This is a genomic window from Paraburkholderia diazotrophica, assembly GCF_900108945.1.
Classification (GTDB): Bacteria; Pseudomonadota; Gammaproteobacteria; order Burkholderiales; family Burkholderiaceae; genus Paraburkholderia; species Paraburkholderia diazotrophica.
In genome coordinates this window covers 1-10,983 of record NZ_FNYE01000079.1, presented here as the reverse complement: position 1 = coordinate 10,983, position 10,983 = coordinate 1, and the positions used below count along the sequence as shown (strand labels likewise).

Below are 10,983 nucleotides of genomic sequence, written 5' to 3'. Positions count from 1 at the left end.
AGTGGACGAGGTAGCGCGCGGCAAGAATCGCAACAAATCGAAGATCCGTGCTCGGGTTGAGCACGTGTTTGCTGTGGTCAAGCGCCTGTGGGGCTTCACGAAGGTGCGCTATCGCGGTCTGGCGAAGAACGCCAATCGCGCCTTCGTCGCGCTGGCGTTGACCAACGTCTATCTCTCGCGCAGACGATTGATGGCACAGGTCCGCCCGTAATGGGCGAAATGCGGGCCGAAGGCCCGTACGCAACGCCCTGGTGGGCAGGAAAAAACAAGCGGAAAGCTTCTCTCACGATCAATCTGCCTCTGTTTGCGCCCGAATGGATGAAAACAACGGCTTGTTCAGCGTTGCCCTAAGGGCGTTGAGGGTGGCGACTGCACTCTTACCCGTCGAATCGACGCCCGACGCGAATTCGGTGCTGCCGATCACATAGACGTCGGTACGTTTTGACAGGTAATAATCGAGCGACAATGATAGATTGTGATAGTGCGAACTACCGATCGGACCCACACCCGAACCTAGCGTATAGAAATAGACGAATTGACTTATCAGTGAAGGGGTCCAATACTGCGTCAGATTGATTTCGCCAGTGTCAAATTTTGCACTTCCATGCAACCGTAACGGATTTGATCCGGACGATGTGTCACCCAGTCCATCGAATGACACGTGGCTGTACACCAGACCGATCTGGGTCGAGGAAAACGAATATCGCCCGGTGGCAGCGAACGCCTGGTAGGTATGGGACGACGCATACCCGCTGTACACCGGGCTCCCGCTCATGTTATTGACGGTCGCCCCGTTTACGTTTGTCGGCGTGCTGGTGAAATAGGACTGGTTCGGGTTTCGCGCATTTGCATACGCTGCTGCCAGCGAGAGACTCTTGTAATCGTAACTTGCTCCCACAGACCAGATCTGATTGCGTGTGAAATCGCCAGCCTGACCTCCTACGCCATAGACGGCTCCGACCTGCAAGCCGTTGAAGACCGGGCTCGTGTACTTTAGCGAGTTATTCACCCGTTTGCTGTTGTTGAGGTTGTCGAGGTCACCCGGGTGCGCAGTTGTTCCTCCACCGTAGACCGAAGAATTTATCCGGGATTCGACGAAGGACACCAGTGAATCATATTGTCGGCCGAAGGTGGCGGTACCGTATCGTGTCGAGTCGAGGCCGACGTATGCCTGCCGACCAAACAACAACCCACCTTGCAAAGCGGTACCTTTTCCCAAATCTAACCCGTTTTCAAGCTGAAAGATGGCTGCAAGACCGCCACCAAGGTCTTCCGAACCCTTAAAACCCCATCTGGAACCCTGCATAATCCCGCTCGAACCAGCGAAGACCCTGCCACCACCGCTGTTACTCTGGTAGTTGACCCCGTAGTCCAACAAGCCATACATAGTCACCGAGTTCGAGCCCGCCTGCGCAACGCTTGCGGAAATCATCAACGCGGTAACAGCCATAAATGTGCGCACCATCATCATTATGGATTCCTTATCGTAACTAGTGTTATCAATCGCTTTTTTCATGTGCCGGATACCTCCGGGCCTAAGCGCGGACCGTCACAGAAAACGCTCCACGCTGAAAGGTCGCGGGTCAATGAATGTATGGTCGCTCGTCATCATCTCCGCCAGCAGGCGGCCGGTGACCGGGCCTAAAGTAAGTCCGTGATGTCCGTGGCCGAACGCGAAGTAGAGTCCGTCGTGCCGGTTCGCCGGACCAATAATGGGTAACATGTCGGGAGTACAAGGCCTGGAACCCATCCACGGCTGAGGATCGAGCCGCTCGCCGAGCGGCAGCAGGCGCCTGGCATAGGGTTCGACCGCCCACAATTGCGCGGGAGTCTTCTCAGCATCCCTGTCTGCCAACTCGACGCCCGTAGTTAGACGGATGCCCCGCGACATCGGTGTCACCAGATAGCCAATTTCAGCATCGAGCACTGGATGATTGAGCTTGACACCTTCGGGAACGGCGTAGTGCATGTGGTACCCACGCTTGACGGCCAGTGGCAGGTGATAGCCCAGCTTGCGACTCAGCTCGTCAGACCACGGCCCCATTGCAACCACCACCGAGGAACTCCGGATCGATCCATGTAAAGTCTGTACGGTCCAGCCCGGCGCCAGGCTGTTACCGTCTCCGACGAAGATTTCCCCCCCGAGCTCTTCAAAGTAGCGCGCATACCCAGACACTAGCGCCCCCGGATCGTTTATGAAATAGGCTTCGTTGAACCGCACTCCGCCGCACAACGACTCCGTCAGACTTGGCTCTAGTATGCGCAGTTGCTTCTCGTCCAGGACGTCGTACTCAAAGCCAAATTCATCATGGAGCTGCTCGGCCTCGAGGGCCTGCTGATCCCATCTCGCGCGGTCTCTAAACACGCCGATCCAGCCTCGTTTACTGATCAGATCGCTCGTGCGCGCGGCCTCAGAAAGTAGACGATGCTCATCGACGGAATGTTCGATGAGCGTCGCGTACGCCTGTGCAATCGCCGCATGACGAGTCGGCTCCGAGTGGTACCAATACTGCAACAGGAACGGTGCTATGCGTACAAGCGTAAGCGGGTGATAGCGGACATCGTTCGCGCGATTTCGGGCATAGTGCAGGATCTTCCGTAATTCCCTGGGGAATGCATACGGGTACACGCCGTCCCGATGGATCATTCCGGCGTTGCCGAACGATGTTTGAGAGCCAGGTGAAGTTCGCTCGACAAGCGCAACGGACCGCCCTCGCCGCTGCAAGTGCGCCGCAACCGAAACCCCGACAATGCCTGCACCGAGTACGATGACGTCAAATTTTCCTGTCATGTTCGCAATATCTCGTATGTTCACCTGGCTCTTCGCGATTGCGCTACGCGCTATCTCATGTGGAGAGTGCCGTCACTGATACTTCGACGTCGTAGCCGGGAGCCATCAGTAGGGACTGCACACACGCGCGCGTTGGCGAGTGACCTTTTGCGACCCAGCTATCCCACACTGCGTTGAACTCGTCGAAGTACTCTCGATCACTTAGCCAGACGTTTGCGGTGAGAAGTCTCGTCTTATCGACTCCCGCCAGCGACAGCAACTCGTCAATGCGCGCAAGGATCTTTTGCGTTTGGATTGCGACAGCGTCGCCAGGACCGTCGGATACTTGACCTGCCAGATGAACGACTCCATTGGCGACCACGACCTGACTCAGGCGACCGGTATCAAGAAAGCGCTTGGTTTCGTTGGACATATTTAGACAATTGATGTGCCGGTTTGATAGTCGCCGGCGGGGTTGAAAATCGGTGGGGCAGTCACGATGGAGGTGAGCGAAAGCGTGGGCTCACCCAGGCGCGAAAGGTCGGGCTTGGGGCGACGAAGTGAGGGTCTCTGTTCGAATGCCCGCTCGAACGCGAGCGCGATCGTAAGCAGCCGTCTATCGTTACGAAACGGACCAACAACCTGGATGCCAAACGGCATGCCGAATTCGTCCACGCCGCACGGCATAGAAATGGCGGGGTTTGTAGTGAGTGTTACGACGTAGGTGAGAGCAAGCCAGCGGTAGTAGTTTTCTTGCTGCCGACCACTGATCGTCATTGCATACGCTTGGCGCCAAGGAAATGGCGAGACTGGCGTCGTCGGCGCCAGTATGACGTCACAGTCACTGAAGGTGGCCTGAAAGCGCCGCATCAGTCGCGTCTGCTCTGCGTGAGCCCATGCACAATCAGCGAGCGACATCTGCGCACCCAACTCGTAGTTCACGCGCGCGTTAGCTCCGAGGTCTTCCGGATTTCGTGAATAGGCATCGTGCAATCCCGCGACGAACCCCTCGGCCCGGATAACGTCGAAGCAGCGATGCGCGTCGCCCAGGACGAAAGAGACTTCCTGGCAAGAATGAACCAATCCGGAAATGGCCGCTATGCGTGAGCGGAAGGTCTGCCGGATGGTTTCATCGACATCGCAGACGCCAAAATCTTCCGTCCATCCCACTCTCAGAGTGGATAGATCGAACTCGTCCAAAGATGCGAAACCAAGCGGGTCGACCTCGTAGCTCAACGGATCGACGGCCGAAAGTCCACTGGTGGCGGCGAGTTGGAGGGCGGTATCCGCCACGGTGCGTCCCATCGGTCCTACAACGGAGATGGGCGTCCAGCCCAAAGGTCGGCGCGAATTGGGTACAAGTCCAGGTGTCGGCCGAAAACCCACGACTCCGCACTTCGACGCGGGGATGCGTAAGGATCCGCCCGTGTCCGAGCCCGTGCATACGGGGAGCATGTCACACGCAAGGGCAGCCGCAGACCCGCCCGAAGAACCGCCTGCGTTGAGTTCCGGGTTGAACGGGTTGCCGGTGGCACCCCATACCGGATTACGCGTGTTCGCGCCCGCCCCCATCTCGGGAACGTTCGTCTTGGCGGCTAGTATGGCTCCGGATGCACGTAGCCGTTCCACGATCAGCCCATCCTTATCAGGAACGTGTGAACGGTAGATCGGCGACCCATATGTGGTCAGCAATCCCGCCGTGTCCTCCAGGTCCTTTACACCCAATGGCAGGCCATGCAGGAGTCCTAGCCGCTCTCCCTTCAAAACGGCACGTTCCGCTTGCCTGGCCTCCTCGCGCGCTTCCGCGAAGCACGTTGCGGCGATAGCGTTCACAGCCGGGTTGACAGTCTCGATGCGTTCGATACATGCGTCCATCAATTCGACGGGGGAAATCTCCCGTCGACCGATCATTCGACGAAGCTCCACCGCGGAATGTTCAACAAGCGCTGCTCTGGTATTCATGTCGGTCTTTGGGTTTATCTTTGGGTTTATCTTTGCCTTTGTCAGTCCAGCTTCGCACCGGTCCTGTCACGCAGCCAGATGATGGGTATGAGGGAAATCAGGCACGCACCGGCTACATACCACGCAGGCGCAACGGGATTCCCGGTCGCAGCCACAAGCCAGGTAGCAATGAACGGAGAGAATCCACCAAAGAAGGAGGCACTGACGACGTAGGTCAGCGCGATGCCCGTCGCACGTACCTCTTTGGGAAACAACTCCGGAATCATCACAAGCACGGGAACGATCTGTGACGATACGAGAATCCCAAGGTATGCCGAGACAGCGCCGAGCGTGAGTGCCGTGGGCTTTGCACCCAGCAACAGGAACGCTGGGTACACGGAGAGCATCAAGGTAACCCGCGCCGTCACGAGCACCGTTTTGCGACTGAACCGATCTGCAAGATACCCAGCCGCAGGAGCTGCGATGAACATGACCACCCCAGCCAGGACGCTTGATAGCATGGCCGAGGTGGGCGAGAGGTGCAGTGTCCGGACTGCATGACTCGGGAGAAAAAACGATGTGACAAATACGGAAATCGAGCCGCCGAGTTCAGCCAGGGTGCCCAGGATCGTCAGGCGGAGATGCGTGGTCAGTGCGGCCTTCACCGCGCCACCACCTGACTTCGAACGCCGCATATCCGTTGAGGTCAGGGTTTCCTCAAGTCGGCGGCGAATGAGGACGCCCGCCGGGGCAACGACGATGCCAGCCAGGAAAGGAATTCGCCAGCCCCAGGCGAGTACATCGTCGTGCGACAGCGTGGCATTGATCAGCGTCGCTACCCCGGCGGCCAGAATGAAGCCGAGAGCACCAGCGGCAAAGTTCCAACTTGCAAAGAATGCGCGCGTCTTGTCGGTCGAGTACTCGACAAGGAGGGTTGTGCCTGGGCCAAATTCCCCGCCCGCGGCAAATCCCTGAAGCATCCGCGCAGCCAGTACAAGTAGAGGCGCTGCCGTACCGATCATGGCGTAGGTGGGAGCGCAGGCGATAACCGCGCAGCTGAGCGCCATCATCATGATCGTGAGCACCATCGCTCTCTTTCGCCCCGCCCGATCTGCATATGCACCGATGACGACACCACCCAACGGACGCATCACGAAACCTACTCCGAACACGGCAATCGAGAGCAGAAACTGATTTAGTTGCGCGGCGCCGGGGAAAAACAGCGTGCCGATCTGAATCGAGAAGAAACCGTAGATGGTGAAGTCGTAGAACTCGAGCGCGCTGCCCAAGGTCGTCGCAAAAATCACCTTACTTTTTGGAATGCTTCGAGCGTTGACGGCAAGTGTAGACATCGCGGAGTTCCTCTTCTCGGGTCATCTTCGATTACCATATACGGGAATCTAACCTGAAAACAAATTCCCGAATACGGGAAATCGTGCTTTTTTGTGTCAGGTTTACCCTCATGGAGCCGTGGATGGCCGACGTCGTTACCCAAAACAACCCGATTGCCCAGAGTCAAACCGAGATCGATCACAAGGTCGTAGGGTCTCGCATGCGAGAAGCCAGGAAGGCGCGAGGCCTCACTCTCATGCAGCTTTCAGCCCAATCCGGTGTCGGGCTGACGACGATTTCAAAGGCCGAGCGCGGAGAGATCGCGCTAACGTATGACAAATTCGCTGCACTTGCGCGCGCTCTGAGCCTGGACCTTGACGAGATCTTCGGCTTTCCGCAACAGGCCGGTATGCCTCCGAAGGCAGTTTCTTTCACACCGTCAGGCGGACAGATGATTTACCAGACGCCAAATGTTGAGTGCGGAATGCTTGCGAACGACCTTACGGGCAAGCGCATGATTCCAATGCGTGGTCATGTGAGGGCACGTGCAATGTCAGACTTCACCGACTACGTTCGACATTCGGGGGAAGAGTTCGTGTTTTTACTGGAGGGGCTCCTGGAGCTTCGTTTCGAAGACGGGAGGTCTTTCATCCTTAAGCCCGGAGATAGTCTTTACTTCGATAGCTCTCTCGGACATGTGTACCTAAGCATCGGTGAGAACGATGCCGACGTTCTTGTTTGTTGTGCCGATGCAGACGGCCATCAATTGGACGGCATCGCGCGGCAGAGCGTGGACCGACTGTAAGTATCTTCGCACGGCCCACAATCATCGCCACTCGAGACGAGGCGTCAGCATGTAGTCTTTCGGATCAGCCCGCTCTTGCCTGTCGACGGGAGCAGATTGCGGCTCGGATTGGCGGGGTGTAACAAGGCGACGACTGCGCCGCCGCCACGTGGTCGCCCCTCGCACCGTTCAACCGCGAACCGGCGGTGTTCTTCGTGATGATCTGTGCGCCAGACCATCGCCACGAAGTGATAGCAACGCTTGGAGCATCCATTATCCTTGCGCTTTTCGGCGTGTATCGGCAGGGGCGTCGAAAATACTAAGGCTGATCATTGTCCGCATCCGAAGCACGCCAACTTATCTCTCGAATATGAATAGTGTTGCGGTGGTGTCACCTGATTCGTCGTGACCACGGAGATCCGCGAGGAACTCGACATCAGCGACACAGGCGCTAATCAAGCGATGGTTGGCGTAGAAGGGATCCTGCCTTGCTGTTTTCTCCGCGCGCGCCGACGGCCGGTACTCGTAATCGCAGCGTGTAAGCGCACGCCTTTTATAGACCGAGATGGGATGAACTTCGCCCTTCCCTCGGGACTGCGGGACCTGACAGAAGGAAATGCCCTCCAGTACCGGCGGCGTGCCTGATTCGGCACACGACGGAAGGCCCGCAGATATCCCTGAGCTGTCGACCAGTCTCAAGAACTCGAACGGGCTCATCCTCTGGAAAGAGTCTCACGGTGTGCCTCGACCAGATCGGCCATGCTATCGAAGCGAAAGTCGATACGCGGCTGCATACCCGGGTCCATCGTCGCACCGAAGCCCTGCTTTGCATGGCGCCGATAAATCCAGCACGACGCGAGTCCCGCCTCATTGGCAGGCTTGTGATCGTGAAAGAGGCTTTCGGCCGTGTGAAGGATCTTTTCCTTGCGCACACCGCAGCCCGCGAGCTTGTCGAGCATGTACTGGAAGTTGCGCGGCGACGGCTTGTACGATCCGATATCCTCCGCCGTAATGACTGCGTCGAACCGGACCCGCAACTTGCTGTTGCTATAGGTGAAGCTTTCGTTGTCCACATTCGACAGGATAACCAGCCTGTAATGCCGCGCGAGATATTCCAACGCGTCGGCCGAGTCCGGAAACGCGGGCCAGTTGCGGATCGACCCGCCGTATGTCACGCACTCTTCATGCGAGTAAGGAACGCTCCACTCTTCCGCGAGCCGTTTATACACGACAGCCAGCAGTTCCTGATAACGCTTGCCCGGCGTGTATAACTGTTGCGACGACTCGTGCCGTGCATGGGCTTCGAGAACGTGGTCGCGTGTCAGCGCAGGCTCAACGCGATCCAGCAGCGGACGAAGGCCTTCGAAAATGCCAGTTTCCCAATCGATCAGCGTGCCGTAGCAGTCGAATGTCAGGGTATCGAAGTCGGTCAGTTGCACGGCGATCCTCTTTGTCAAATGGGTCAGGGAGATCGCAGTGTACTGCTTGCCAGTGGATCCGAGCCTGCGTCCGCGTTTTTGCGCACTGGTGAAAGTCCGGCCGGTGCGAGTCGCGTCAGGCCGCGCACGATCAGTCCCGGGACGCGTCCCTCGTCAGCCGCGAGGTCCGACTGCGCGACCGCCTGGCGCACGACCCGCGCGCCGATATAGCGGAACGGCTCGGGTGGAAACGCGCGACGCAACGGTTGAACGAGGCCGCATCGGGCCCATTCGTCATCGAGAGAAAGCGCGAGCGAACGGAGGATCTTTCCGCCGAGCATCGAAGGGCCGACACCGTTTCCCGAATAGCCGATGCCGTAGAAGATGTGCGGGCTGCCGGGCAATGCACCGAACGAAGGCAAGCCATTGATCGAGCGGTCAATCGGTCCCGTCCAGCTTTGCACGACATCGCTTTGTGTGACGTCGGGATAGATGCGCGACAACCAGTCAGCTACCGTCGATTCGATCGGCGATCGGCCATCGAATTTTCCTTCGATTCGTGATCCGAAGGCCATCTTTCCGCTGCCGCCTCCTTTGCCGAATACGATGCGTCCATCGGGCGTCGTTCGATAGTAGTGGACCAGCATCCGGCAGTCGGAGATGGTCATCCCGTCCGTCCAGTGAATTGCGTCGAGCAGTTTGGGCAAAGGTCGAGTGATGACGATATCGCTCGAAACAACCGCAATCGCTTTTCGAATCTCCGCGAAGACGGAACCCCATGCGTTCATCGCGAGAATCACGCTTTGCGCCGTGACGCTTCCATGTTGACAGCAGACTTGCGCCGGCACGCCTCGATCGAGGGCGAGCATCGGCGATCGTTCGAATACTCTGACGCCAAGCCGCACGGCATGTCGCTTGAGACCGCGCGCGAGCTTCGCTGGTTGAACCGACGCAGAAATCCGTTCAAAGACGCCCGCGAGATGTGCGGCCGATCCTCCGGGCAGCGCGGCTTCGTTGCGTGGTGTCTCGAATGGTGCCTGCCCCAACCGCGCCGCTGCGGCAACGGTGGCGTCCCAGGTGCCGATTTGCGCCTGGGACGTCGCAGTCCAGAGCCATCCGTCGAGGCGCAATTCCGCATCGATGTCATGCTTCTCGCAGAACGCCCGCAAGTCGAGGATCGCTTGCGACGACAGATTGCAAAGCCGCTCGGCCTCGATCTCGTCGCACACTTTTGCAAGCGACACGAACTTTGCCCACAGGCTAAGAACGAAGCCTCCGTTTCGCCCGCTGGCTCCGCTGCCGCACAGGTCTCGCTCGACGACTACGACTTCTGTTTCAGGCCGCGCCTGCTTGATCTCGATTGCGCTCCATAAGCCCGTGAATCCGCCGCCTACGATACAGACATCGGCTGCCCTATCGCGGTCGAGCGCGACGAGCGGCTCGTGCGCTTCGCTGTCAAGCGCATCCTTTAACCAGAAGCTGAGATCGCGGGTAGATCGGATTGTCTGGTTCATATTGGCAGCGTCGAAAATCAGGCTCAAATCGCAACCGCCCGCGCCGCATTCCGGCCGCGCAGCCATTCGAGCAATAGCAGCAGGCAAGTGGAGAAGGCGACAAGAATCGTCGCGAGTGCAGCAATGGTCGGGCTGATGTTCTCACGGATTCCCGTGAACATCTGGCGCGGCAGTGTCGTGTGATCCGCGCCCGCAACGAACAACGTCACAAGACGAGGATCGCCATCAGCAGACCTTTGCCGCGGAAGTTCGCCTTCGTCAGCCCAATCGCGCCCAACGTGCCGAGTATTGTCGCCACGACGGTCGCGGACGGCGCGACAATGAAGCTATTCTTTGCGGCCATGCCCCACTCGTCCGACGAAATCAGGTTCTCATACTAGCGTAACGACCATCTGGGAATGGGATACATCAAAAATGTGCTCGACGAAAACGACAGCGGTACGATCGCCAGCACCGGGAATATCAGGTACAGCAACGTTCATCACAGCAAGGCCGAGAAGCACGAAAAACCAGACACGCTCAGTAAGCGATACGTGCGGTGCAAACATCGTCCGACCTCGCTTACTTTTCCGCACCGATGGTTGTCACCGGTTGCCATTTCATCGACTTGACCTGATAAAGCGTTGACGTCGGATTGTTCAGATCTCCGTATTTATCGAATGAGATGTGTCCAGTGATGCCGTTGTATTGCATTGTCCGGAGCGTCTGCATGAATACAGCAGGCTTCACGGAATTCGCCTGTTTCATCGCGGTGATGGCGAGCCACGCGCAGTCATAGGCGAACGGTGCATAGGTCAGCGTATCCGCGCCAAAGCGCTTCTTGAATTTATCCGCAAACGCGCGGCCTTCGGGCAATGAATCGACCGGCCGGCCGTATTCCCACGCCATCGCCCCTTCGGCCGCGTTGCCCGCCGAGCCGATGAACACGCTATCGGCAATCCCGCCGCTTCCGACGAACTGCGCGCGCAGGCCGAGCTGCTTCATGCGCTTGACGATCAGGCCCGCCTGGCCATCGAGCCCGCCGAAGTAGAGAAGATCTGCGTTGGCCGCCTTGATGTTCGTCAGTTGCGCATTGAACTCGACGGCTTTGTCGTTGGTATATTCCTCGGCCGCGATCTGGCCGCCGGCTGCTTGCACGGCCTTCTTGAATTCTTCGACCGCTCCCTGTCCGAAGGCTGTCCGGTCGTCCATCACCGCGATCCGCTTCGCTTTCGTGACCTTCAC

9 protein-coding genes and 2 pseudogenes are annotated in these 10,983 nt (G+C 58.1%); 2 read left to right on the top strand and 9 right to left on the bottom strand.

All coding sequences use genetic code 11. The annotated features are described in order from the left end of the window. Positions 1–211 (top strand): transposase (locus BMW76_RS39450; RefSeq protein WP_143062439.1); only part of this gene is annotated, 211 nt, incomplete at its 5' end. Positions 212–289: 78 nt separating this feature from the next. Here BMW76_RS39450 and BMW76_RS39445 read toward each other — a convergent pair. The 5 genes from BMW76_RS39445 to BMW76_RS39425 form a co-directional block, all read right to left on the bottom strand. Then, the gene (locus BMW76_RS39445) at positions 290–1,450 is read right to left on the bottom strand and encodes a porin (protein WP_245763580.1); all 1,161 of its coding nucleotides are present in this window, start codon (positions 1,448–1,450) and stop codon (positions 290–292) included. Between the two features lie 99 nt (positions 1,451–1,549). Further along, the gene (locus BMW76_RS39440) at positions 1,550–2,791 is read right to left on the bottom strand and encodes an NAD(P)/FAD-dependent oxidoreductase (protein ID WP_090874095.1); all 1,242 of its coding nucleotides are present in this window, start codon (positions 2,789–2,791) and stop codon (positions 1,550–1,552) included. 55 nt (positions 2,792–2,846) lie between these two features. Further along, positions 2,847–3,203 carry a RidA family protein gene (locus BMW76_RS39435; RefSeq protein ID WP_090874094.1) on the bottom strand — a complete coding sequence of 119 codons (357 nt, stop codon included), beginning with the start codon at positions 3,201–3,203 and terminating at the stop codon, positions 2,847–2,849. Between the two features lie 2 nt (positions 3,204–3,205). Then, the gene (locus BMW76_RS39430) at positions 3,206–4,732 is read right to left on the bottom strand and encodes an amidase (protein ID WP_090874093.1); all 1,527 of its coding nucleotides are present in this window, start codon (positions 4,730–4,732) and stop codon (positions 3,206–3,208) included. 41 nt (positions 4,733–4,773) lie between these two features. Continuing rightward, the gene (locus BMW76_RS39425; protein WP_090874092.1) at positions 4,774–6,063 is read right to left on the bottom strand and encodes an MFS transporter; all 1,290 of its coding nucleotides are present in this window, start codon (positions 6,061–6,063) and stop codon (positions 4,774–4,776) included. Between the two features lie 122 nt (positions 6,064–6,185). Between BMW76_RS39425 and BMW76_RS39420 the strand changes: the two genes are divergently transcribed. After that, complete coding sequence (locus BMW76_RS39420; RefSeq protein ID WP_090874091.1) at positions 6,186–6,848, top strand: helix-turn-helix domain-containing protein; 663 nt, start codon at positions 6,186–6,188, stop codon at positions 6,846–6,848. Positions 6,849–7,540: 692 nt separating this feature from the next. Here the strand turns inward: BMW76_RS39420 and BMW76_RS39410 are convergent. From BMW76_RS39410 to BMW76_RS39395, 4 genes and pseudogenes are all read right to left on the bottom strand, one after another. Then, positions 7,541–8,266: a haloacid dehalogenase type II gene (locus tag BMW76_RS39410; protein ID WP_090874096.1), complete on the bottom strand. Its 726-nt coding sequence runs from the start codon at positions 8,264–8,266 to the stop codon at positions 7,541–7,543. A 23-nt stretch (positions 8,267–8,289) separates the two neighbouring features. Next, entirely contained in the window at positions 8,290–9,759 is a 1,470-nt protein-coding gene (locus tag BMW76_RS39405) for an FAD-dependent oxidoreductase (RefSeq protein WP_177200638.1), read from the bottom strand. A gap of 23 nt (positions 9,760–9,782) precedes the next feature. Continuing rightward, positions 9,783–10,307, bottom strand: a pseudogene (locus tag BMW76_RS39400) (ABC transporter permease). A 13-nt stretch (positions 10,308–10,320) separates the two neighbouring features. Beyond that, positions 10,321–10,920, bottom strand: a pseudogene (locus BMW76_RS39395) (branched-chain amino acid ABC transporter substrate-binding protein); the annotation flags it as partial. Positions 10,921–10,983: the final 63 nt, after the last annotated feature.

What these genes read in the sequence shown, in the direction of transcription:
- BMW76_RS39430 (WP_090874093.1), bottom strand. Translation starts at nt 4,732, where the DNA reads ATGAATACCAGAGCAGCGCTTGTTGAACATTCCGCGGTGGAGCTTCGT.
- BMW76_RS39420 (WP_090874091.1), top strand. Translation starts at nt 6,186, where the DNA reads ATGGCCGACGTCGTTACCCAAAACAACCCGATTGCCCAGAGTCAAACC.
- BMW76_RS39435 (WP_090874094.1), bottom strand. Translation starts at nt 3,203, where the DNA reads ATGTCCAACGAAACCAAGCGCTTTCTTGATACCGGTCGCCTGAGTCAG.
- BMW76_RS39445 (WP_245763580.1), bottom strand. Translation starts at nt 1,450, where the DNA reads ATGGCTGTTACCGCGTTGATGATTTCCGCAAGCGTTGCGCAGGCGGGC.
- BMW76_RS39425 (WP_090874092.1), bottom strand. Translation starts at nt 6,063, where the DNA reads ATGTCTACACTTGCCGTCAACGCTCGAAGCATTCCAAAAAGTAAGGTG.
- BMW76_RS39440 (WP_090874095.1), bottom strand. Translation starts at nt 2,791, where the DNA reads ATGACAGGAAAATTTGACGTCATCGTACTCGGTGCAGGCATTGTCGGG.
- BMW76_RS39405 (WP_177200638.1), bottom strand. Translation starts at nt 9,759, where the DNA reads ATGAACCAGACAATCCGATCTACCCGCGATCTCAGCTTCTGGTTAAAG.